The organism is Pseudomonas inefficax (assembly GCF_900277125.1).
Classification (GTDB): Bacteria; Pseudomonadota; Gammaproteobacteria; order Pseudomonadales; family Pseudomonadaceae; genus Aquipseudomonas; species Aquipseudomonas inefficax.
In genome coordinates, this window is the sequence record NZ_OPYN01000123.1 from 1 (window position 1) to 23,573 (window position 23,573).

The window sequence follows — 23,573 nt, forward strand, 5'->3', positions numbered from 1 at the left end:
TTGTAAAAAAAATTGCCAAGGTCGAATCCGTTCTTGGCCATGCCGCCATGTGATGTCGATAAAGTGCGAAAATTCCCGTCACGTATTGTAAAAAATTGATTCGGCAGACAGACGGTACTGGGAACCGTCAACTTCGTTGCTACTGTTAATCGGGCGCCACAACTTACTGTTTTATTTCAAAAAACCGAAAACTGGCGCCAAGGATTGGTCATGCAGCAGCCTGCCGCCCAACGCCGTTTGCTCATCGTCGACCCCTGCGATGACTGTCACCGTTTGTTGCCTGGCTTGCGCAGCGCAGGCTGGGATGTACATAGCTGCATGCTCGGTGCCGCGCTGGACCATCCTTGCGATGTGGGCCTGTTGCGCTTGCAGGCGTCCCACCTTAGGCGCCCGGACGGGGTCAAGGATTTGATCAAGCGCAGCCATACCGAATGGATTGCGGTGCTCAGCGCAGAACAGCTGCGCATGCCGGCGGTGGGCGATTTCGTTTGTGAATGGTTCTTCGATTTCCACACTTTGCCATTCGACGTTTCCCGCGTGCAGGTTACCCTGGGCCGGGCGTTCGGCATGGCGCGCCTGCGCGACAAAGGGGTAGCGAGGGTAGATGAAACGAGCCACGAGCTGCTCGGTGATAGCCGCCCGATCCGCGATCTGCGCAAGCTGCTGGGCAAGCTGGCGCCCACTGAATCGCCGGTGCTGATCCGCGGTGAAAGCGGCACCGGCAAGGAACTGGTGGCCCGTACCCTGCACCGCCAGTCGCAACGCAGCGAGCAGCCGTTCGTTGCCATCAACTGCGGGGCCATTCCCGAGCACTTGATCCAGTCGGAACTGTTCGGCCATGAGAAGGGCGCTTTCACCGGTGCTCATCAGCGCAAGGCCGGGCGCATCGAAGCGGCTCATGGTGGCACGTTGTTCCTCGACGAAATTGGTGACTTGCCGCTGGAGTTGCAGGCCAATCTGCTGCGCTTTCTACAGGAAAAGCACATCGAGCGCGTGGGTGGCAGCCAGCCGATCCCGGTGGATGTGCGCGTTCTGGCGGCTACCCACGTGGACCTGGAAAGGGCCATCGAGCAAGGGCGGTTTCGCGAAGACCTGTATTACCGCCTGAACGTGTTGCAGGTAGTGACCGCGCCTTTGCGCGACCGGCATGGCGACCTGTCGATGCTGGCCAATCATTTTGCTCATTTCTACAGCCTGGAAACCGGGCGCAGGCCGCGCTCGTTCAGCGACCATGCCTTGGCGGCCATGGGCCGGCATGACTGGCCGGGCAATGTCCGTGAGTTGGCCAACCGGGTGCGACGCGGGCTGGTGCTGGCCGAAGGCCGACAAATCGAGGCGCAGGACCTGGGGTTGCAGACCCTGGACCAGGTACATCAACCACTGGGCACGCTGGAGGAGTACAAGCACCGGGCCGAGCGCCAGGCGCTGTGTGATGTACTCAGCAGGCACAGTAACAACCTGAGCGTGGCGGCCAAGGTGCTAGGTATTTCGCGGCCGACTTTCTATCGGTTGCTGCACAAGCATCAGATGCGCTGATCCCTGTGGGAGCGGGTTCACCCGCGAACCGGGCGCCGCGGTGGATGGCACCGGCTACGCCGGTGTTCGCGGGTAAACCCGCTCCCACAGGTATTGGCGCAGTTCCTGTGGGAGCGGGCATGTCCGCGAAGAGGCCCTTACAGGCTAACGATCAATGCGGCCCGCGCGGAATGGTCTTCAGCAGGTCTTCCGGGCTGATATGCCCAACCACCTGGGCTACCGCGCTGCCCGGGGTGGGCAGGTCAATGATGTGGCTTTTCATCTTGCCGATCACATGCATTTCGCACGGCTTGCAGTCGAACTTCAGGGTCAGCACTTCATCACCCTGGATCAGCTGCATCGGCGCCACCTTGGTGCGCACGCCGGTCACGCCCTTGGCCTGCTTGGGGCACAGGTTGAAGGAGAAGCGCAGGCAGTGCTTGGTGATCATCACCGGCACTTCGCCGTGTTCTTCATGGGCCTCGTAGGCCGCGTCGATCAGCTGCACGCCGTGGCGGTGGTAGAAGTCGCGAGCCTTCTGGTTGTACACGTTGGCCAGGAACGACAGGTGCGACTCGGGGTATACCGGCGGTGGCGTGGTCTCGGCCTTGCGCCCGCCACGCGGGTGCGCCTGAACCCGTGCTGCTGTCAACGCCTCGATGGCTTCGCGGCGCAGGGCCTTGAGCTGCGAGTTGGGGACGAAGTACGCCTGCGGTGCGTCCAGCTCGATGCTGTCGGCATGGTACATGGTGGTACCCAGCTGGCCGAGCAGGTCGTGCAACTGGTCCAGCGCCTGCTGCGGCTTGTTGGCCGGGCCGAACGGGCCGTCCAGTGCCACTTGCACGCTCACGCCTTCCTCGCTGGTGACGGTCAGCGCCAGGCGTTGCTCGCGCAGTACCGCCTGCCATTGCACGCCGATGCGGCGCTCGGCCGAAGTGCGTTGCAGGGCTTGCTGCCAGTTGTGGTCGAGGTTGCGCGACAGCGGGTGGTTGGGCCGCAGCTTGTGCAGGCCTTCGGGCATTTCGTTGGGCTCGACGCGGTAGCGGTAGCGCTTCTCGCCGTCTTCCTCGAACTCGCCACGCGGTTCGGCGATGTTGGCACGGAAGCCCACCACTTCGCGTTTTACCAGCACATTGAGGCCGTCGCCGTTGGTCAGCGGCACTTCGGTAACCACCTGCATGTCACGCTTGCCGACCTTTTCCACCACGCCCACCGGCAGGCCGGTGAAGGTTGGCGAGTCGAAGGCGCCGATGTCGACCTTGCGGTCGGTGACGAAGTAGTCGGTGCTGCCACGGTGGAAGGTCTTGTCCGGGTCGGGTACGAAGAAGTGCTCGGTGCGGCCGCTGGAGGCGCGGGCCAGCTCCGGACGGCCTTCGAGGATGGCGTCGAGTTCCTTGCGGTAGTGGGCGGTGATGTTCTTCACATAGGCCACATCCTTGTAGCGGCCTTCGATCTTGAACGAGCGCACGCCGGCATCGACCAGGTCAGCCAGGTTGGCGGTCTGGTTGTTGTCTTTCATCGACAGCAGGTGCTTCTCGAACGCGACCACGCGGCCCTGGTCATCCTTCAGGGTGTAGGGCAGGCGGCAGGCTTGCGAGCAGTCGCCACGGTTGGCGCTGCGGCCGGTCTGCGCATGGGAGATGTTGCACTGGCCGGAGAAGGCCACGCACAGCGCACCGTGGATGAAGAACTCGATGGCAGCGTCGGTTTCGGCGGCGATGGTGCGGATCTGCTGCAGGTTCAGCTCGCGTGCCAGCACCAGCTGGGAGAAGCCGGCCTGGTCGAGGAACCTGGCCCGTTCCAGGGTGCGGATGTCGGTCTGGGTGCTGGCGTGCAGCTCGATCGGCGGAATGTCCAGCTCCATCACCCCCAGGTCCTGCACGATCAGCGCGTCGACACCGGCGTCATACAGCTGGTGGATGAGCTTGCGCGCGGGCTCCAGCTCGTTGTCGTGGAGGATGGTGTTGATGGTGGTGAACACGCGTGCATGGTAGCGATGGGCGAACTCGACCAGTTCGGCGATATCGCTGACTTCGTTGCAGGCGTTATGGCGCGCGCCGAAGCTCGGGCCACCGATGTAGATGGCGTCTGCGCCGTGCAGGATCGCTTCGCGGGCGATGGCCACGTCACGGGCAGGGCTGAGCAGTTCCAGGTGATTCTTTGGAAGGGACATGTCGTTATAGGTTCGGGCTGTCACGGTTTAGGCGGGCATTGTAGCGGCGAAACGGGCTGGCGGCATCATCGGGGTGCTTGTAGGAGCGGCCTTGTGTCGCGAAGGGCCGCAACGCGGCCCCGGCAATATCTGCTGCGGAGCTGAGAATCTGGGGGCGCTGCGCACCCCAATCGCGACACAAGGCCGCTCCTACAGGATTGCGTATTGCGCGAAAATCAGCGCTTGGCAGCCATTGCGGTCACTTCCACACGCATGCCTTCGAACGCCAGCGCGGCCACACCCACTGCGGCGCGTACCGGCCAGGGCTTGCTGAAGAAGCGCTGGTACACCTCGTTGAATGCCGCGCGGTCGGCCATGTCGGTGAGGTAGATGGTCAGGTGCAGTACTCGGTCCATGCCGCTGCCGGCCTTCTCCAGCGCCACTTTCAACGCCTGCAGGGTGCACTCGCTCTGCTCGACGATGCCGCCCAGCTCCAGGCTGCCATCGGCGTGGGTCGGGATCTGCGTGGTGACCAGCACGCCGTTGAATTCGGCAACGTCGGAGGAAATCGACTCGGCGTCCGGGTCAGGGGTGTAGATGATGTCTGCTTGTGCCATTGTGTGTTTTGCCTTGCTACGGAAGGAAAGCGGCAAGCCTACGCGAGCCGGCCGGCCCGGTCGAGGGTGGCCGGCCCAGGGTGGCGAAGTTTGAAATGCGCGGCGTTCACCGTCAGAATCGCGGCCGATTGCAAAGCAGGGGTTTACGTTGAACGAACAGACATTGTCCAGGCGCCTGGAGCGCGTGGCTGCACAAGTACCGCAAGGCGCGCGCCTGGCCGACATTGGCTCGGACCATGGCTACCTGCCGGTAGCCCTGATGCTGCGCGGCGTGCTGGATGCGGCGGTAGCGGGCGAGGTGGCGCAGACGCCGTTCGCCTCGGCCCAGCGCAACGTGCGCAGGAACGGCCTGAAAGGCCGGGTCAGCGTGCGCCTGGCCGATGGCCTGGCGGCGGTCGAGCCGGAAGATCGAATCTCGGTGGTCAGCATCTGCGGCATGGGTGGCGACACCATGTGCGAGATCCTCGAGGCCGGCAAGCAGCGCCTGGCTGGCGTCACCCGCCTGGTGCTGCAGCCCAATGGCGCCGAGCGCGAACTGCGCCAGTGGCTGGTGGGCAATGGTTACCGGATCGTCAGCGAAGAACTGCTACGGGAAAACCGCTTCGACTACGAGATCATCGTCGCCGAGCCTGGCGGGGCGGCGTACACCGCTGAACAGCTGTACTTCGGCCCGGTGCTGGTGCAGGAGAAAAGCGAGGCGTTCCTGGTCAAGTGGCGGCGCATGCTGCGCCAGAAGCAGCAGACCCTGGCCAACTTCGAGCGGGCCCGCGGTGCGGTGCCTCAGGCGAAAATCGACGACTTCAGGCAACAGGTCGGCTGGATCACCGAGGTGCTGGCCTGACTCACTGCTGCGAGCAGTTGCCCATTTCCCGGTAGTCGATTTCGTGCTTCTGGCCCTGGTGGTCGACGTACACCATGTGCGCGGTGCCAACCTGGCAGTCGGCGGCGTTGCTGGCCGGGGTGATGGAGATGACCTTGGCCACATCCAGTGGCATGCCGTATTCGTAGTTGCTGCTGACCGGCTGGTTGCTGGCGGTGTCGGCAAGGGCACCGAACGACGCGAGAGCAGCGGCAACGGCAAGGACAGCGATCGAACGTTTCATGGCAGGCTCCTTTTTTTCAATGTGTGACTAATGATCTATTCATTGGTCATCCACAATAAATGGGCTAACCCGTGATAGATTCCTGCCTGTAACGCAAGAATAAGACCAGACAAGGAGCACACCTTCATGGACATGCTGCATGCCATGCGTACCTTCGCCCGTGTGGTGGAATGCGGCAGCTTCGCTGCGGCCGCCAATGCCCTGGACATTTCCGCGGCGCAGGTTTCGCGCATCGTTGCCGAGCTGGAAAACCAGCTGCAGACCCGCCTGCTGCACCGCACCACGCGGCGTTTGCGCATGAGCGAGGCGGGCGAGCGGTTTCTCGAGCGCTCGCGGCAGATCATGTTGCTGACCGAAGAGGCGGTGGGTGAGGCCCGTGGCGCGCACCTCACGCCCCGCGGCCGCCTGCGCCTGCATTGCCCGCACGGGCTGGGCTTGTTGCTGATGCCGCTGGTGGCGGGCTACAACGCATTGTGCCCGGAGGTGCTGATCGAGCTGACCCTGTCCCAGCGCAACCCGGACCCGCTGGCCGAAGGGCATGACGTGGTGATTACCGTGGACGGGGCGTTGCCGGATTCGCAGCTGATCGCCGTGCCGCTGGGCAACATCTTCAGCATCCCCTGCGCGGCGCCGAGCTACCTGGTGGCCCACGGCGTGCCAGAACGCCCGGAAGACCTGCACCAGCACCGTTGCCTGCGCATGGCTTATCCGGTGTACGAAGGTGACTGGGTGTTCCCGCAAGGGGTGGACCAGTGTGTGATCACACCGAACGACAGTTTTTCCACCAACGTCGCCGACGCCATGCTGGTAGCCAGCGAGCTGGGCATGGGCATTGGCCTGCTGCCGTTCTATACCGCCAGCCAGGCGATCGAACAGGGGCGGTTGTGCCGGTTGCTGGCGCCGTATCGCCTGCGCGAAAGCGCGCTGTATGCGATCTACCCGTCACGGCATTACCTGGATGCCAAGGTGCGCACCTGGATCGACTACCTCAAGGAGCAGCTGCCGGCGCTGTTCGAGGGGCATGCGAGGGTGGTGGATGATTCGCGGTATTGGCGTTGAAGCGCTGATCTGCTTTTGGAGGCAATTTCTTGCGCTGCCTTTACTGGCCCTATCGCCGGCAAGCCAGCTCCCACAGGTTCATCACATGTCCTGAGAGCGGCGCAGTACCTGTGGGAGCTGGCTTGCCGGCGATGGGCCGCACAGCGGCCCCAATATTCCAGCTAGTTACAGCGGGTAGTGCTTCAACTCCCGCGCAATCAGCATCCGCTGGATCTCGCTCGACCCTTCATAGATCTGCGTGATCCGCGCATCGCGGTAATAGCGCTCTACCGGGTAATCCTCCAGGTAGCCATACCCGCCGTGCACCTGGATTGCCATCGAGCACACCCGCTCGGCCATTTCCGAGGCGAACAGCTTGGCCTGCGAGGCCTCCGACAGGCACGGCTTGCCGGCGCTGCGCAGGCGTGCGGCATGCAGGATCAGCAGGCGAGCGGCGTTGATCTGCACCTGCATGTCGGCCAGCAGGTTGGCGATGCTCTGGTGCTCGTTGATCGGCTTGCCGAACTGTACCCGATCACGCGAGTAGGCCAACGCCGCCTCGAACGCGGCGCGTGCGATACCCAGCGCCTGGGCAGCAATGCCGATACGGCCGCCCTCGAGGTTGGACAGGGCGATGGCCAGGCCCTTGCCACGCTCACCGAGAATGTTGGCGGCGGGGATGCGGCAGTTGTCGAAGGTGACCGCGCAGGTGTCGGAGGCGCGGATGCCCATCTTGTGCTCGCTGCGATCGACCTTGAAGCCCGGGTTGTCGGTGGGCACCAGGAACGCTGACAGGCCCTTTTTGCCCAGGTCCGGGTCGGTCACCGCGAAGACGATGGCCAGGCCGGCGCGGCGGGCGTTGCTGACAAACTGCTTGGCGCCGTTGATTACCCACTGGCCATCCACCAGCTCGGCGCGGGTGCGCAGGTTGTGCGCCTCGGAACCGGCCTGTGGCTCGGTCAGGCAGAAGCAGCCGATCACCTCACCGGTGGCCAGGCGTGGCAACCACTGCTGTTGCTGTTCGGCCGTGCCGTAGGCCAGCAGCGGGCCGCAGCCCACCGAGTTGTGGATGCTCATCATCGCCCCGGTGGCGCCGCAGCCGGCGGCGATTTCTTCCACCGCCAGGGCGTAGGCGACGTAGTCGGTGTAGCTGCCGCCGAAGTCTTCCGGCACCACCATGCCCAGCAGGCCCAGTTCGCCCATCTTGCGCACCACGCCATCGTCGATCCAGCCGGCCTTTTCCCAGGCTTGGGCATGCGGGGCGATCTCGCCACGGGCAAAGTCCCGGGCCATGTCGCGGATCATGATCTGTTCTTCGCTCAGTTCCAGGTCTTGCATCTGTGTACTCCCGGGCTCACAGGCCTTCGAAGAATTGGTCGACCCGCTGGCGTTGCAGCGCGGCCAGGGTCGGCGGGTTCCAGCGTGGCTGCTTGTCCTTGTCGATGATCAGCGCGCGCACGCCTTCGATGATGTCGCCGTGCTGGAACCATTGGCGGTCCAGGTGCAGCTCCATGGCAAAGCAGTCGTCAAGGTCCAGCTGGCGACCCCGGCGCAGCATTTCCAGAGTAACCGCCATGGCCAGCGGCGAACGGCTTTCCAGCTGGTCGGCGGTGGCCACGGCCCAGGCGTGGCTGTCACCAATGCTCACCGCACGCAGTTGCTCGACAATGGCAGGCACGTCGGGCAGGGCGAAGTAGTGGTCGATGACCGGGCGCAGTTTTTCCAGTGGCGCATTGTCGAGCACCTGGGTGCCGAGCCTGGCCAGCAGGTTCTGCAGGTCCTTGAGTGGGTGGTCGCCAAAGCGTAGCTGGTCCAGGCCCTGGTCGAGGGCTGCAAGCTGGTCGCTGGCCAGGTACCAGTCGGCCAGGCCGCAGTACAGCGCATCGGCGGCATGGATCTGGGTGCCGCTGACGCCCAGGTAGATGCCCAGCTCGCCAGGGATGCGCGACAGGAAGTAGCTGCCACCCACATCCGGGAAGTAACCGATGCCCACTTCGGGCATGCCCAGGCGGCTGCGTTCGGTGACTACGCGCAGGTCGCAGCCCTGGGCCAGGCCCATGCCGCCACCGAGGGTGAAGCCGTCCATCAGCACCAGTATCGGCTTGCGGTAGCGGTGGATGGCGAGGTCAAGGGCGTATTCCTCGACGAAGAAGGTTTCATGCAGCGTTTCGCCGGCCTTGAAGCTGTCGTGCAGCGAGCGGATATCACCACCGGCGCAGAAACCCTTGGGGCCCTGGCCGCGCAGCACCACGGCATGTACTTGGGGGTCTTCGGCCCACAGGTCGAGGTGCTGGCGCAGGCTGCGGACCATGTCCAGGGTCAGGGCATTGAGGCCGGCGGGGCGGTTCAGGGTCAGATGGCCGATCTGGTTGCGGACCTCGGCCAGCACATGGTCGGTTGCCGAGGTATGAGCGTGCGCAGTCATTGCGTTCTCCCTGCTTTGTTATTGATTTTCCAAGTGAAGTCTGGAATTCGCTGGAGGATCGCAGGATCCTGTCATGCGAATTTGCCTTGCACAATCGACAATTGTGCAAGGGCATCGTGCATTTTTGCCCTGCCCGAGGGTAACGCGCTCCCTGTAGGAGCAGCCTTGTGCTGCGAAAGCGCTGGCAGGCTGAAGACATTCTATGGCCCCCAGGGCCTCTTCGCAGCACAAGGCTGCTCCTAGAAAAAAAGCAGGACGCCCTTGAATCATTAACCTGACAGTAATGAAAGTGCCAGAAGCTTGATTGATAGCCAGCGACCCCGGCCCTAAGGTGACCCCACGACAGCGAACCCGTGGAGTCACCATGACAACAACCAAGAATCCACCGCCGCAATGGTCGCGGCGGCGCGCCGAAAAGCAGCGTCGCCTTGACCGGGTCCGCCACCTCGCCGACGGCGTGGTGCTGCCCACCGAGCGTATCGTCGAAGCCCTGGAACTGCTGCTGGCGCCCGGCGACCGGGTAGTGCTCGAAGGCAACAACCAGAAGCAGGCCGACTTCCTCTCCCGCGCGCTGGCCAAGGTCGACCCTGGGCGCCTGCACGACCTGCACATGATCATGCCCAGCGTCAGCCGCGCCGAGCACCTGGACCTGTTCGAACGTGGTATCGCCCGCAAGCTCGACTTCTCCTTCGCCGGCCCGCAGAGCCTGCGCATTGGCCAGCTGCTGGAAGACGGCCTGCTCGAAGTCGGTGCCATCCACACCTACATCGAGCTGTACTCGCGGCTGCTGGTCGACCTGATCCCCAACGTCACCCTGGTGGCAGGCTTCATGGCCGACCGCGACGGCAACCTCTACACCGGCCCCAGCACCGAAGACACCCCGGCGCTGGTGGAGCCGGCCGCTTTCAGCGACGGCATCGTCATCGCCCAGGTCAACCAGCTGGTGGACCGCGTTGATGACCTGCCGCGGGTCGATATCCCGGCGTCCTGGGTCGATTTCGTGGTGGTGGCCGACCAGCCTTTCTATATAGAGCCGCTGTTCACCCGCGACCCGCGCCATATCAAGCCGGTGCACGTGCTGATGGCGATGATGGCCATTCGCGGCATCTACGAAAAGCACCAGGTGCAGTCCCTGAACCATGGCATAGGCTTCAACACCGCCGCCATCGAGCTGATCCTGCCTACCTATGGCGAGTCCCTGGGCCTGAAGGGCAAGATCTGCCGCAACTGGACACTCAACCCGCACCCGACGCTGATCCCGGCCATTGAGACCGGCTGGGTGGAAAGCGTGCACTGCTTCGGCACCGAGTTGGGCATGGAAGACTACATCGCCCAGCGCCCGGACGTGTTCTTCACCGGCCGTGATGGTTCGCTGCGTTCCAACCGCATGATGTGCCAGCTGGCCGGGCAGTACGCCGTCGACCTGTTCATCGGCGCCACCCTGCAGGTGGATGGCGATGGTCATTCCTCGACCGTGACCCGCGGCCGCCTGGCGGGCTTCGGTGGAGCGCCGAACATGGGCCACGACCCCCGTGGCCGGCGCCACGCGACCCCGGCCTGGCTGGACATGACCGTGCCGGAAACCATGCTCGAGCGCGGTCGCAAGCTGGTGGTGCAGATGGTCGAGACCTTCCAGGAGGGCGGCAAGCCCACCTTCGTGGAAACCCTCGATGCCGTGGAGGTGGCCAGGAAAGCCGGCATGCCGCTGGCGCCGGTGATGATCTATGGCGACGACGTCACCCACCTGCTGACCGAGGAGGGCATTGCCTACCTGTACAAGGCCCGCAGCCTGGAAGAACGCCAGCAGATGATCGCCGCCGTGGCCGGGGTTACCGCCATCGGCCTGCGGCACGACCCCAGGGACACCTTGCGCCTGCGCCAGCAAGGCCTGGTCGCCTTGCCCGAGGACCTCGGCATCCGCCGCACCGACGCCAGCCGCGAACTGCTGGCTGCGCGCAGCATCGCCGACCTGGTCGAATGGTCCGGCGGCCTCTACAACCCGCCTGCACGGTTCAGGAGCTGGTGATGAAAGCACTCGACTTGCAACCGCATGAGCTTCTTCGCGGGCACGCCCGCTCCCACAGGAAAAGTGACGCACTCGAAATTTGCACCATCCCTGTGGGAGCGGGCATGCCCGCGAAGAGGCCTGGCTCCGAGCCCAAACCAGGCGCGTTCGCTGTGGGAGCGGGCATGCCCGCGAAGAGGCCTGGCTCCGAGCCCAAACCAGGCGCGGTCCCTGTGGGAGCGGGCATGCCCGCGAAAAGGCCTGACGCCGAGCCCAAACCAGGCGCGGTCCCTGTGGGAGCGGGCATGCCCGCGAAGAGGCCTGGCTCCGAGCCCAAACCAGGCGCGGTCCCTGTGGGAGCGGGCATGCCCGCGAAAAGGCCTGACGCCGAGCCCAAACCAGGCGCGGCCCCTGTGGGAGCGGGCATGCCCGCGAAGAGGCCTGACGCTGAGCCCAAACCAGGCGCGGCCCCTGTGGGAGCGGGTTTACCCGCGAAGAGGCCAGCACAGGCAACCGAATTGCCCCTGGCCGACCACCTGGCCGACCTAGCCGTGGAAGCCTTGATCGACGAAGCCGACCTGTCCCCCAAACCCGGCCTGGTCGACCGACGTGGCAACGGCGCCCACCCCGACATGTCTCTGGCCCTGATGCACGCCTCGGCCCTGGCCTTGTGGCCATGTCTGCGGCAGATGGCCGAAGCCGCCCTGACCATCGGCGCAATCAGCCCCCTCCTGCGCGCCACACTGGGGCAGCTCGGCCGCGAAGGCGAAGTGGCGATGCTGGCCGCCACCGGCGGGGTCAACACCCACCGCGGCGCAATCTGGGCCCTCGGCCTGCTGGTAGCATCCAAGGCTCTCGACCCCCAGGCGCAAGCCACCACATTGGCCGCCCGCGCCGGGCGCATCGCACTGCTTGATGACCCAGCCACACCCTCGCAAGACAGCCACGGCCTGCAAGTACGCCGCCGCTACGGCACTGGCGGCGCCCGCGAACAGGCGCAACAAGGTTTCCCAGCGGTTATCGCCCACGGCCTGCCGCAACTGCAGCGCAGCCGCGCCGCTGGTGCCAGCGAGCCGCACGCCCGGCTCGACGCGCTTCTGGCGATCATGGCCGTGCTCAACGATACCTGCGTGCTCTGGCGCAGCGGCCCGACCGGGCTGGCTGCCGTCCAGCACGGCGCCCGTAGCGTGCTGAGCGACGGCGGCAGCGCCACGCTGGCCGGGCGCCGGCAGCTGCGCCGGCTGGACCAGCACCTGCTGCATCTGAATGCCTCACCGGGCGGCGCCGCCGATCTGCTGGCCGCCTGCCTGTTCCTCGACAAAGCCGGGAGCCTGTGACATGGAAACCCTGACCTTTCAATTCCCCGCCGCTGCACCTGGGCGTGGCCGCACGCTGGTGGGCTGCGTCAGCTCCGGCGACCTTGAGGTGCTGATCGAGCCTGGCACCGCCGGCAGCTTGCAAATCCAGGTAGTGACTTCGGTCAACGGCAGCGCTGCCCGCTGGGCGCAGCTGTTTCAGCGCCTGTTCGAAGGCCGCAGCTGGCCGGCCATGAACATCGACATCCATGATTTCGGCGCCACCCCAGGCGTGGTGCGCCTGCGCCTGGAGCAAGGCTTCGAGGAGATCGCCCATGACTGATACCGCACGCCTGCTGCACAGCCGCAGCTTTGTCGAGCTGGGCGCCCGCCAGCGCGCCCGCGCTGTGCTCGACCCGGGCAGCTTCCGTGAACTGCTGGGCCCGTTCGACCGGCTGATGTCACCGTGGCTGCCGCGCCAGGGCATCGTGCCCCAGGCCGATGATGGCGTGGTCATCGCCAAGGGCCTGCTGAACGGGCGCAACGCCGTGGTGGCCGCCATCGAAGGCGGTTTCCAGGGCGGCAGCATGGGCGAGGTGGGTGGTGCCAAGATCGCCGGTGCGCTGGAACTGGCGATCGAAGACAACCGCAACGGCATTCCCACCTGCGCTGTGTTACTGCTGGAAACCGGCGGTGTACGCCTGCAGGAAGCCAACCTGGGCCTGGCTGCGATTGCCGAAATACAGGCGGCGATTGTCGAACTGCGCGCCTGGCAGCCGGTGGTTGGCCTGGTCGCAGGTTCGGTCGGCTGTTTCGGCGGCATGTCCATCGCTGCCGGCCTGTGCAGCCACTTGCTGGTCACCCGCGAAGCCCGCCTGGGCCTCAACGGCCCGCAGGTGATCGAGCAGGAAGCGGGCATCAGTGAGTACGACGCCAAGGACCGCCCCTTGATCTGGAGCTTGACCGGCGGCGAGCAGCGCCACGCCAGCGGCCTGGTCGATGCCTGTGTGGCCGACGACATCGAGGCTTTGCGCGAACGCCTGCTGCAATTGCTCGACGAGCCTTCAACGGATCGCGCCGGTCAACACGCCTGGTTCCTCGAACGCCTGGCCCGGCTGGGTGATGGCTGCCCGCAACTGGATGCCGCTGCCGTGCGTGACCTTTACCAAGGAGAAGCCAAATGAACCGTGCCTTGAACTGGCTGCCAGGCCTGGCCGGCGGGCAGGCCTTACCCGGCTACCCTGCGTCGCTGCGGGTAATCGATGGTGAACTGGACAACCGTCTGGCGCGCTTCATTACCGTGGTGCCGGACGCCGACAACCCGTTCCCCCGTGCGCGCTCGGGCGAAGTCGGCCTGCTGGAAGGCTGGGGCTTGGCCAAGGCCGTGAGCGAAGCGGTCGAGGCTGACCGCCATGGCCAGAAGCGCGCCATCGTCGCGGTGATCGATGTGCCCAGCCAGGCCTATGGCCGCCGTGAGGAGGCGTTGGGCATTCATCAGGCTTTGGCCGCTGCGGTGCAGGCCTATGCCCAGGCACGGCTGGCCGGGCACCCGGTGATCGGCCTGCTGATCGGCAAGGCCATGTCAGGCGCCTTCCTGGCCCACGGTTACCAGGCCCAGCGCCTGATCGCCCTGGACGATGCCGGGGTCATGGTGCATGCCATGGGCAAGGCGGCAGCGGCGCGCATCACCCTGCGCAGCGTCGAGCAACTGGAAGCCCTGGCCGCCGAGGTGCCGCCGATGGCCTACGACCTTGCCAGCTACGCTTCGCTGGGCCTGCTATGGCGCCGCCTGACGGTGGACAACGCCGAGACGCCGAGTAGCGCCGATATCGCCCAGGTACGGGCCTGCCTGGCTGATGCGGTGCGCGACATCGGCAGCTCGAGCGACCTGTCGTCGCGGCTGGCGGGCGAACACCGCAGCGCCTCGCGCCAGGTGCGCGAACAGCTGCGCCGCCAGTGGCAGGGTGCTTGAGATGAACGTGCCAAGGCCGCACGACCTGCTCTGGGGCATGCCCGTATCGGGCCTGCCTGTTGATGCCCCGCGGTGGGCGCAGGATGTACTGCTGAGCGGCCAGCCGGTGGTGGTGCGCCGTGCCACCTGTGCGGATGGCTGGGTGGCGGTGGGGCTGCGTGGCCAGGGCAGGGCGCAGCGGTCGGGTGTACTGATGCGGCTGGCCGCTATCCAGTGTCAGCAAGGCCCCGAAACGCTGCGCTGGCAAGCTGAAAGCCCTTGGCCTGCATTGCAGGCCCTGGCCTCGGTCACCCCGGTACTGGATGCCAGCGGGATGGCGTGGGGGCCGACAGGTGGGGTGGGGTACCAGATCGCCACTGGCATTGAGGTGGTACACGCCGACAGCGACCTGGACTTGCTGCTGCGCACGCCACAACCGCTGGCCCGGGCGCAGGCGCGTGAGTTGCTGGATATCCTCGATTGCGCGCCTTGTCGCATCGACCTGCAGCTGGAAACCCCGGCGGGTGCGGTCGCCCTGCGTGAGTGGGCCGGCTTCGCCCGCCGCGTGCTGCTCAAGTCGGCCCATGGCCCACGCCTGGTCAGTGACCCATGGGCAGCGATGGAGCGTGCAGCATGAGCAGCCTGTTCGCCTTCCCCGGCCAGGGCGCCCAGCAGGTAGGCATGCTGCAGCGCCTGCCTGAGGGTGCCGGGCTGTTGCTGGAAGAAGCCAGTGACACCCTTGGCCAGCAGGCCCTGGCGCTGGACAGCCAGCAGGCCCTGCAGACGACCCGTGCCGTGCAGCTGTGCCTGTTGCTGGCTGGCGTGGCCTGGGCGCGCTGGCTGATGCAGCGCAGCCCCGCGCCGGATTACGTAGCGGGCTTGTCGATTGGCGCCTATCCTGCGGCGGTCACGGCGGGCGCCCTGGGCTTTGCCGATGCCGTGCGCCTGGTTGCCCTGCGTGGCGACCTGATGCAGCGCGCCTATCCGCAAGGCTATGGCATGACCGCACTCAGCGGGCTGGACCTGGCCAGTGTCGAACGCTTGTTGAACGATACGGACGACGAGGTGTATGTCGCCAACCTCAACAGCGACAACCAGATCGTCATCGCCGGCAGCGATACCGCGATGGCTGCGGTTGCCGCCAGGGCACGCCGCCTTGGCCAGGGCGTGGCCCGGCGCCTGGCGGTCAGCGTGCCGTCGCATTGCCCGCTGCTGGATGGCCCGGCGGCCGAACTGGCCAGTGCCTTCGCCACGGTCGAGTTGCAGCGACCGCGAATCACCTACCTCAGCGGCAGCAGCGCACGGCCGGTATTCGACCCACAACGCCTGCGCGACGACCTGGCCGGCAACATGGCGCGGGTGGTCGACTGGCGTGCTACGTTGCGCAACGCCTATGAGCGCGGCGTGCGTCTGCACCTGGAACTACCGCCCGGCAACGTGCTCAGCGGGCTGGCCCGGCCAGTGTTCGAACAGGGCAGGGTGGTTGCTGTTGAAGGCACCCGCTGGGACACCCTGGATGCGCTGCTGCGTCAGGAGGTGACCAACGATCGATGACAGCAACACCGCGGCGGATGGCGATCCCTGTGGGAGCGGCTTTAGCCGCGAAGAATCCAACGCGGTGCATGGCACCGGCTGCGCCGGTGTTCGCGGCTAAAGCCGCTCCCACAGCGTTCAGTTCCATGGGGGCAAAAGCCGCACAAAAGTGTGTTTACGAAGAACAACAACAAGCAACTTCGACACTACCTGAGGACAACAACAATGATCATCTATGGTGTGGCACTGCTGGCGGTCTGCACGCTTGCCGGCGTTATCGTCGGCGACTTCCTGGGCGTGCTGCTGGGCGTCAAATCCAATGTGGGCGGGGTCGGCATCGCCATGATCCTGCTGATCTGTGCACGCCTGTACATGCACCGCAACGGCGGCATGAGCAAGGAATGCGAGTTCGGCGTGGGCTTCTGGGGGGCCATGTACATCCCGGTGGTGGTGGCCATGGCCGCGCAGCAGAACGTGGTCACCGCCCTGCACGGCGGGCCGGTGGCGCTGCTGGCGGCAGTGGGGGCGGTACTGGTGTGCGGTGCGACCATTGCCCTGATCAGCCGCAGCCACCGTGGCGAACCGCTGCCGGCGCTGGAGGCCGGCCCCGAAAACAATGTGCAGGCCGCCCCTGCAGGAGGGCGTTGATCATGTGGCCGATCATTGACAATGCCCTGGAACATAACGGTTTGATCACTGCCTTCGCGGTGGTGGGCGCGATCATGTGGTTGTCGGTGGTGCTGTCGAAGTACCTGACCTTCGGCCGCGTGCACGGCTCGGCCATCGCCATCGTCATCGGCCTGGTGCTGGCCTGGGTCGGTGGCACCATTACCGGTGGCCAGAAAGGCCTGGCCGACATGGCGCTGTTCTCCGGCATCGGCCTGATGGGCGGGGCCATGTTGCGTGACTTCGCCATTGTTGCCACCGCCTTCGAGGTGCAGGCCACCGAGGCGCGCAGGGCCGGGATGATCGGTGCAGTGGCGCTGCTGCTTGGTACGGTGCTGCCGTTCATCGTCGGCGCGGCGGTGGCCTACGCCTTCGGTTACCGTGATGCGGTGAGCATGACCACCATCGGTGCGGGTGCGGTGACCTACATCGTCGGGCCGGTGACCGGGGCGGCGCTGGGGGCCAGCTCGGACGTGATGGCGCTGTCGATTGCCACCGGGCTGATCAAGGCGATCCTGGTGATGGTATTCACCCCGGTGTCAGCGCGCCTGCTGGCGCTGGACAACCCACGTTCGGCGATGGTGTTCGGCGGGTTGGCGGGGACGGTGTCGGGGGTGACGGCCGGGCTGGCGGCGACCGATCGGCGCCTGGTGCCGTACGGGGCGCTGACAGCCACCTTCCATACCGGGTTGGGCTGCCTGATGGGCCCGTCGATCCTGTACTTCTGCGTACGCGCCTTGGTTGGTTGACGGCAAACGCAGACCTGGAAGCCAGCGCAGATCCCTGTGGAACTGTCTTGCTCAAATTTAAAAGCTGGCGCGATCCCTGTGGGAGCGGCCTTGTGTCGCGAAAGGGCTGCAAAGCAGCCCCAGCAATTTCAACTGTTGCGCATCAACCCTGGGGCCGCGTTGCGGCCCTTTCGCGACACAAGGCCGCTCCCACAGGTACTGCGACAACCTCGAGAGCAATGCTGTACCTGTGGGAGATTGCCCAGCCCTTTGGGCTGCGCTGTCGCGTAGAAAACTGAATTCGCAAGCGGCCCGCGTACCCTGTGGGAGCGGCTTTAGCCGCGAAGAATCCAACGCGGTGCATGGCACCGGCTGCGCCGGTGTTCGCGGCTGAAGCCGCTCTCACAGAGTCCCTGCTAATTCGATGAGTTATGTGCAGCTCTATGAGAGCTGGCTTGCCGGCGGTGAGGCCAGTCGACTCTACTTCAATGCCAGGTGATATCCCCGAAAATCTTGTTACGAACACTTGCAACCCACCCCCCGTTTCGGGGAATACCGCTGGGGATTCCTCCCCAATCTGTTTCGCTTGCCAACGCAACCAGCTGATAACAATAGCAATTTTCACCTGGCATACACCTTGCTCCACCTCCACGCAGAGATCCTGTGTCCCGGAGGTGCGGCATGTCTACACCACTCAAAGGCCCCATCCTGTCATCACTCGTTCTGGCCTTGCTCGGCTGGGCGTCGACCAGCGAGGCCGCCGTGCAGTGCCAGCGCACCCTGGTCGCCAATGTGGTGGCACTGGACCAGCCACTGATGTTCAACCGCCTTGGCGCGCAAAACGCCAACGGCATGATGTTCGCCCTGCGCGAGGATGTGGTGGACGACAAGATGGTCCCCCTCAGCAGCGGCGGGGCGGCGGTCCCGGGCAAGGTCACCTTGCGCCCGGACAAGCGCCCGCGGCCCATCGTGCTGCGGGTAGCCGCCGGTGAATGCCTTACGGTCAACCTGACCAACCTGCTCGACTACAAGGCCAACCCCAACAAGCACGGCATCGAGGCTGAAGAGCCCGAGGGCGAAGAGGAGGGGCCGGAGCTCGAAAATGAAGCCGCCGAAGGCTTCGTCGCCGACGAGCAGGTGGCCGAGCGCATGGTCGGCTTCCAGGTCAATGGCATGCAGGCGGTCAACAGCATCGCCGACATCTCTGCCTACACCGGGCGTAACGGCAACTTCTTCGTCAGCCCCGGTAGCACCCGCAGCTATACCTTGTACGCCGAACGCGAAGGCGCTTTCGCCGCTACCAGCAAAGCCGCCACTTTCGGCGGCGAGGGTACTGCGGGCAACGTTGCCAACGGCCTGTTCGGCCAGGTAGTGGTGGTGCCCAAACTCGGCCGCACCTACCGCAATACCCTTACCGAAGAAGAAATGCGCCTGGCCACCACCGGCCGTACCGCCACCGGCCAGCCGGTGATCGACTACGAAGCGCGCTACCCGCAAATGCAGCCCTGGATCGCCGAAGGCAAGGCCGGCAAACCGATCATTGCCATGGTCGACGGCAACCAGATCATCAACAGCGAAACCGATGCCATCGTCATGGGCCCCAACCCCGATGGCAGCTTCCCCAAATCCACCTACCCGCTGGAAACCCTGGGCAAGCGCAACCCGGCGCTACCCAACCGCCTGGAGGCGTTCCGTGACTTCGCCTCGCAGTTCGCCGACGAGGTAGCCGGCACCCAGGCATTCCCTGGCTATTGGGCCGACCCGGTGATGGGCCACGTGCTGGAACCCACCCGTGACTCATTCATGATCAACTACGGTTCCGGTGGCATGGGCGCGGAAGTGGTGGCCAACCGCCTGGGCGTGGGGCCGATGCACGACTGCCTGTCGTGCGCCTATGAGGAGTTCTTCCTCAGTGCACATACTGTCGGTGATGTCGGGACCCTGGTGGATGTGCCGGCCAACGTCGGCCTGGAGCACATCCGCCCTGGCGAAGTGCCACCGGCCAACGCCGTCGGGGTCAAGGCCAGCATGGCCCTGTTCCCGGCCGAACCGGCCAACGTGCACCACAGCTACATTGGTGACTTCACCAAGTTCCGCAACACCCACAACGGCCATGAGCAGCACATCTTCCACCTGCACGGCCACCAGTGGCTGTTCAACCCCAATGACGACAATTCCGACTACATCGATGCCCAGGGTATCGGCGCGGGGGTCGGCTACACCTACGAAATCGCCAACGGCGGTGCGGGCAACCGCAACCGGGTAGCGGGCGATGCCATTTACCATTGCCACTTCTACCCGCACTTCGCCCAAGGCATGTGGGCCATGTGGCGGGTGCACGACGTGTTCGAGGAAGGCACCCGCCTTGCGGTGAGCGGGCAGGGCGAGAACGGCTTTCACAGCACTCCGTTCGCCCTGCGCAGCGGCAAACCGGCGGTTGGCGCCCGGGCGCTGCCCGATGGCGAGATCGTTGCCGGCACGCCGATCCCGGCCATCGTGCCACTGCCCGGCAAAGCCATGGCGCCGATGCCAGGCAAGGTGGTGGTGGTACCGAAGCTGTCCGAAGAACTGGTTGCCGCCAGTAATGACGATGAGCCCGAGGAAGAGGAGGAGGATGACGAGCCAGCCAACCAGGCGCCGGTACGCAAGGCCATTGGCTCGCTGGCGCTGGTCGACCGCAGCGACGCCAACCGCAACGCCGACGGCACCTTGAAGAACCCTGGCTATCCGTTCTGGATCGGCGGCATGGAAAGCAGCGTGGGCAACCGCCCACCAACCCCGCCACTGGATATGCTCGACCCTGCCATGGCACGCCAGCTCAAGGAAAGCGGCAAGGCACTGTGGGCCAACCTCGACCCGAACCAGGTCGATGGCTGGGACGGCGGCCTGGGGCGCCACGCGCTGGACGGCGTATCCGCTGGCGGTGAGGCCGAAACCACCACCACCAAGCTCGATTTCACCAAGGTGGTACACAAGGCCAAGCCGATCTACCTGCCTGAAGAGGGCACCGATGTCGAGCAGGCGGCCATGCAGTTCCACGCCCTGGCCGAACACCCAAGCTTTGCCCTGATCCCCGGCAGCGAGCCGGTGGCCAAGGCGTTCCGCACCAACGGCGCCTTGCCGACTGCCGGCGCGCCGTTCTACGAGCCGTGCATGGATGACCGGGGCAAGCGCCTGACCCAGTCTTCCGGGGCAGGCGAGTTCTTCAGCGGCGAAAGCCTGTCGGGCCTGAACTTCCGTGGCGCCTCGGCCTTCACCGCCGACCGCCCACGCATCTACAAGGGCGCCAACATCCAGTTCGACGCGGTGTACAACAAGGTCGGCTACCACTTCCCGCAAGCCCGCATCATTGCTCTGTGGGAGGACGCCTGGCCAGTGATCACCAAGCAGCGCCCGCCAGAGCCGCTGGTGATGCGCATGAACACCTTCGACTGCACCATGTACCAGCACACCAACCTGATCCCGAACATCTACGAGATGGACGACTACCAGGTGCGCACCCCGACCGACGTGATCGGCCAGCACATCCACCTGCCCAAGTGGGACCTGACCGCCGCCGACGGCTCGGCCAACGGCTGGAACTACGAAGACGGTATCCTCTCGCCCGGCAGCGTGGTCGAGCGGGTGCAAGCCATTCGTGCCTACAACGGCTGCACCCAGGGCGATAGCCGCGACGGCACCGCCGCCTGCCCGCAAGCCCGGCAGCACCCGTACTTCGGCCGCTTCGGCCGGGCCGACTGGCTGGGCGCACGCACGGCCATGCAGCGCTGGTTCGCCGACCCACTGGTGAACGTGTACAACGTCGACCGTGGCCTGGGCACCATCTTCACTCACGACCACCTTGGCCCATCGACCCACCAGCAGCTTGGGCTGTATGCCACCGTATTGGCCGAACCGGCCAACTCCACCTGGTACCACGCCGAAACCGGCGAGAAACTGTACAACCCGGCCACGCGCCAGGACGGTGGCCCGACCTCGTGGCAGGCGGTGATCCAGACCGGTGACCATGATGGCGACGGCAAGAACGACAGTTATCGCGAGTTCTTCCTGGAATACAGCGACTTCCAGCACGCCTACGAGGCCGGTGTGTACGTCGGCGCCGGGCCGGACGGCATCCCCAATGCCCAGTCGTACCCGGCCACCGCCGACAGCTTCCGCTACGCCATCAACCCGCCGGTGCGCGGCAAGGCGTCTAACCTGCTGGAGGCCATCGTCGAGGAACGCGGCGGCATCAACCCGGGTTGCCCAAGCCGGCCTTGCCCGCAGGCGATCTCGGTGGATGACCCGGGTATGTTCGTCGTCAACTACCGCAACGAGCCCCTGGCCCTGCGTGTGTACGACCCGAACAAGGTCGGCCCGGACGGCAAGCGTGGCATGCAGGCCGACGGCCTGGCCGGCGACCTCAGCCATGCCTTGCAAACCCGTACCGACCGCGCCATTCCGGCACTGAACCTGGCGCCCTCGGCGATCACCTCGGCGGTCGGTCCCACCGGTGGCACCACGCTGTTCCCGCCGCACATCAACACGGCCGGCAGCGAACCCGGCGACCCGTTCACCCCGATGCTGCGCACCTATTCCGGTGACAACGTACGCCTGCGCATGCACGCCGGCGGCCATGAGGAGGAGCACAACGTCACCTTGCACGGCGTGAAGTGGCTGCAGAACGGCACCGGCTACGGCAACAGCTCCAACTCCGGCTGGAAGGCATCGCAGATGATCGGTATTTCCGAACAGCTGGGCTTCATGGCACCTGTGTCGATGATATCGAGTTCGGCGGCCACCAACGGTGACTACCTGTATTCGCTGGATGCGGCCCTGGAGGGCTACTGGAACGGCATCTGGGGCATCATGCGCAACTACACCGCGCAACGTGCCGACCTGTTCCCGGTGCCCAACAACCCGCAACCGGTGGCCATGCGCAACACCGTGAACTTCGACGGCATCTGCCCGAAAACCACGGCCAACCCCAACGGCATCGGCAGCCGCCCCACGGTCAAGCGCAACTACGAGATCGTCGCGGCACTGGCCAACGACATTCTCGAGAACCGCAACGGCGTCAGCATCAGCGACCCGGCTGGTGTCGGCCAGCATGTCGGTGGCCCGCTCAAGGCCAACGGCGGCACCCTGGTGTTCAATAGCCGCAAGACCGCCATCCCGCTGGTCAGTGGGGTAGACCCCGAAGATGGGGAACCCTTCACCATTGGTGGCCACAGCGCGCCGCTGCACGACCCGACCGCCATCCTGTATGTGCGCAAGGCCGACCTGGACGCCACCACCGGCAAGCTCAAGGCGGGGGTGCCCGTGGAGCCGCTGGTGCTGCGCGCCAATGCCGGCGAGTGCATCAGCATTACCTTGGAAAACCGCCTGCCACTGGTGATGCCAGACCTGCCCAGCACTGCGGTGATGCACAACGTGGTCAAGCGTGACCGCTTCGACAGCGAGGGTGCCACCGCCTTCGCCAACAACCTGATGCGGCCATCCAGCCACGTGGGCTTGCATGCCCAACTGCTGGCCTACGACATCACCAAGTCGGACGGTGCCAACGTCGGCCTCAACCCGGTGCAGACCGTGCCCCCGCGTGCCGGCACCAGTGGCGCCTGGCCAACCCGGACCTACCAGTACTATGCGGGCCACCTGGAGCGTGAAGGCAAACCGGTGTCGCAACTGGGCCGCACGGTGGACAACATCAACAGCACCGCCATCGAGTTCGGCGGCCTCAACCTGACCCCGTCGGACGTCATCAAGCAGCCGCAGAAAGGCCTGGTGGGTGCCATGAGCATCCTGCCGCAAACCGCCACCTGGACCGAAGACACCGCAACGCGGGCCCAGGCCACGGTCAAAGTCAGCGGCCAGCCGGACTACCGCGACTTCGTCACGGTCTGGCAGCGTGCGCTGAACATGCGCTGGGCCGACGGCCGCCCGGTGGAGGGGATCAATACCGAAGGCAACGGCGCCGCCGGCGATCCGCAGGACAACGGCAACATGGCGGTCAACTACAAGACCGAACCCCTGTGGCTGCGCTTCGGCATGGCCCCCGACTCACCCTTCGGCCGCGCCGGCGGCCTGGGCTTTGGCGATGTACCCAACGCCCACATGGCCTACGCCAACGCCCTGGTCGGTGGCGACCCGCAAACCCCGGTGCTGTACGCCAAGCCTGGCCAGCCGGTGCGCAACCATATCGTGATGCCCAGTGGCGGCAGCCGCGGCATGGTCTACCAGCTGGATGGCCACTTGTGGCCACTGCACAACTACCAGGCCGAGAAGAACGACGTGGACGGCTACCCGCTGAGCCTGCCCGGCATCGGCTCGGTGCGCTTCGGCTACAACCCGATGGCCATGTACATCGGTGCCCAGGAAAGCGTCCTGCCGGCTGCGCACTTCAGCTTCATGCTGCCCAGTGCCGGCGGCGCCAACGCGGTGGCGGGTGACTACCTGTTCCGCGACTACGCCGCCTACGGCAACCTCTCGGGGCTGTGGGGGATCTTGCGGGTGACCAATGAAGCGCCACCGGCAACGGCACCGGCGCAGTGAAGTGGATGGGGGCG

18 protein-coding genes are annotated in these 23,573 nt (G+C 65.4%); 13 read left to right on the forward strand and 5 right to left on the reverse strand.

Going from position 1 to position 23,573, the window contains the following annotated elements; all coding sequences use genetic code 11:
- The first annotated feature begins 210 nt into the window (after positions 1-210).
- On the forward strand, positions 211-1,536 hold the full coding sequence (locus JV551A3_RS14345; protein ID WP_133978842.1) for a sigma-54 dependent transcriptional regulator: 1,326 nt from the start codon (positions 211-213) through the stop codon (positions 1,534-1,536).
- Between the two features lie 151 nt (positions 1,537-1,687).
- Here JV551A3_RS14345 and JV551A3_RS14350 read toward each other — a convergent pair whose 3' ends face one another.
- Positions 1,688-3,688 (reverse strand): peptidase U32 family protein, encoded by a 2,001-nt coding sequence (locus tag JV551A3_RS14350; RefSeq protein WP_133972064.1) that lies wholly within the window; start codon positions 3,686-3,688, stop codon positions 1,688-1,690.
- Between the two features lie 215 nt (positions 3,689-3,903).
- Positions 3,904-4,284 (reverse strand): RidA family protein, encoded by a 381-nt coding sequence (locus JV551A3_RS14355; RefSeq protein ID WP_112254055.1) that lies wholly within the window; start codon positions 4,282-4,284, stop codon positions 3,904-3,906.
- A 148-nt stretch (positions 4,285-4,432) separates the two neighbouring features.
- Here JV551A3_RS14355 and JV551A3_RS14360 point away from each other — a divergent pair, with 148 nt between their 5' ends.
- Positions 4,433-5,125 (forward strand): tRNA (adenine(22)-N(1))-methyltransferase, encoded by a 693-nt coding sequence (locus tag JV551A3_RS14360; RefSeq protein ID WP_133972067.1) that lies wholly within the window; start codon positions 4,433-4,435, stop codon positions 5,123-5,125.
- Position 5,126: 1 nt separating this feature from the next.
- Here the strand turns inward: JV551A3_RS14360 and JV551A3_RS14365 are convergent, their stop codons facing one another.
- Entirely contained in the window at positions 5,127-5,387 is a 261-nt protein-coding gene (locus tag JV551A3_RS14365; protein ID WP_133972069.1) for a DUF2790 domain-containing protein, read from the reverse strand.
- A 126-nt stretch (positions 5,388-5,513) separates the two neighbouring features.
- On the opposite strand from JV551A3_RS14365, the gene JV551A3_RS14370 reads away from it, so the two are divergent.
- Entirely contained in the window at positions 5,514-6,446 is a 933-nt protein-coding gene (locus tag JV551A3_RS14370) for a LysR family transcriptional regulator (protein ID WP_112254052.1), read from the forward strand.
- Between the two features lie 165 nt (positions 6,447-6,611).
- Here the strand turns inward: JV551A3_RS14370 and JV551A3_RS14375 are convergent, their stop codons facing one another.
- Together JV551A3_RS14375 and JV551A3_RS14380 are read right to left on the reverse strand one after the other, a co-directional pair.
- Positions 6,612-7,763, reverse strand: coding sequence for an acyl-CoA dehydrogenase family protein (locus JV551A3_RS14375; RefSeq protein ID WP_133972072.1), 1,152 nt, complete (start codon positions 7,761-7,763; stop codon positions 6,612-6,614).
- Between the two features lie 16 nt (positions 7,764-7,779).
- Positions 7,780-8,850, reverse strand: coding sequence for an enoyl-CoA hydratase/isomerase family protein (locus JV551A3_RS14380; RefSeq protein ID WP_133972074.1), 1,071 nt, complete (start codon positions 8,848-8,850; stop codon positions 7,780-7,782).
- A 364-nt stretch (positions 8,851-9,214) separates the two neighbouring features.
- Here JV551A3_RS14380 and mdcA point away from each other — a divergent pair, with 364 nt between their 5' ends.
- The 10 genes from mdcA to mnxG all read left to right on the forward strand — a co-directional run bounded on the left by mdcA (position 9,215) and on the right by mnxG (position 23,559).
- Positions 9,215-10,876, forward strand: coding sequence for a malonate decarboxylase subunit alpha (mdcA, locus tag JV551A3_RS14385; protein ID WP_133972076.1), 1,662 nt, complete (start codon positions 9,215-9,217; stop codon positions 10,874-10,876).
- A 404-nt stretch (positions 10,877-11,280) separates the two neighbouring features.
- Positions 11,281-12,192 carry a triphosphoribosyl-dephospho-CoA synthase gene (locus tag JV551A3_RS14395; RefSeq protein ID WP_133972570.1) on the forward strand — a complete coding sequence of 304 codons (912 nt, stop codon included), beginning with the start codon at positions 11,281-11,283 and terminating at the stop codon, positions 12,190-12,192.
- A gap of 1 nt (position 12,193) precedes the next feature.
- Complete coding sequence (locus tag JV551A3_RS14400) at positions 12,194-12,493, forward strand: malonate decarboxylase subunit delta (protein ID WP_112254048.1); 300 nt, start codon at positions 12,194-12,196, stop codon at positions 12,491-12,493.
- Positions 12,486-13,334 carry a biotin-independent malonate decarboxylase subunit beta gene (locus JV551A3_RS14405; RefSeq protein WP_133972078.1) on the forward strand — a complete coding sequence of 283 codons (849 nt, stop codon included), beginning with the start codon at positions 12,486-12,488 and terminating at the stop codon, positions 13,332-13,334. The genes JV551A3_RS14400 and JV551A3_RS14405 overlap by 8 nt, the downstream gene beginning before the upstream one ends.
- Positions 13,331-14,122, forward strand: a complete 792-nt coding sequence (mdcE, locus tag JV551A3_RS14410) for a biotin-independent malonate decarboxylase subunit gamma (RefSeq protein ID WP_133972080.1) — start codon at positions 13,331-13,333, stop codon at positions 14,120-14,122. Before JV551A3_RS14405 ends, mdcE begins: the two co-directional genes overlap by 4 nt.
- 1 nt (position 14,123) lies before the next feature.
- Positions 14,124-14,738, forward strand: a complete 615-nt coding sequence (locus tag JV551A3_RS14415) for a malonate decarboxylase holo-ACP synthase (RefSeq protein ID WP_133972082.1) — start codon at positions 14,124-14,126, stop codon at positions 14,736-14,738.
- A complete protein-coding gene (gene mdcH / locus JV551A3_RS14420) occupies positions 14,735-15,655 on the forward strand; it encodes a malonate decarboxylase subunit epsilon (RefSeq protein ID WP_133972084.1) in 921 nt (306 codons plus the stop codon). Before JV551A3_RS14415 ends, mdcH begins: the two co-directional genes overlap by 4 nt.
- 204 nt (positions 15,656-15,859) lie before the next feature.
- Positions 15,860-16,282, forward strand: a complete 423-nt coding sequence (gene madL / locus JV551A3_RS14425) for a malonate transporter subunit MadL (RefSeq protein ID WP_133972086.1) — start codon at positions 15,860-15,862, stop codon at positions 16,280-16,282.
- A gap of 2 nt (positions 16,283-16,284) precedes the next feature.
- Positions 16,285-17,049: a malonate transporter subunit MadM gene (gene madM, locus JV551A3_RS14430; protein ID WP_024087229.1), complete on the forward strand. Its 765-nt coding sequence runs from the start codon at positions 16,285-16,287 to the stop codon at positions 17,047-17,049.
- Positions 17,050-17,709: 660 nt separating this feature from the next.
- Positions 17,710-23,559 (forward strand): manganese-oxidizing multicopper oxidase MnxG, encoded by a 5,850-nt coding sequence (gene mnxG, locus JV551A3_RS14440; RefSeq protein ID WP_133972090.1) that lies wholly within the window; start codon positions 17,710-17,712, stop codon positions 23,557-23,559.
- Positions 23,560-23,573 lie beyond the last annotated feature (14 nt).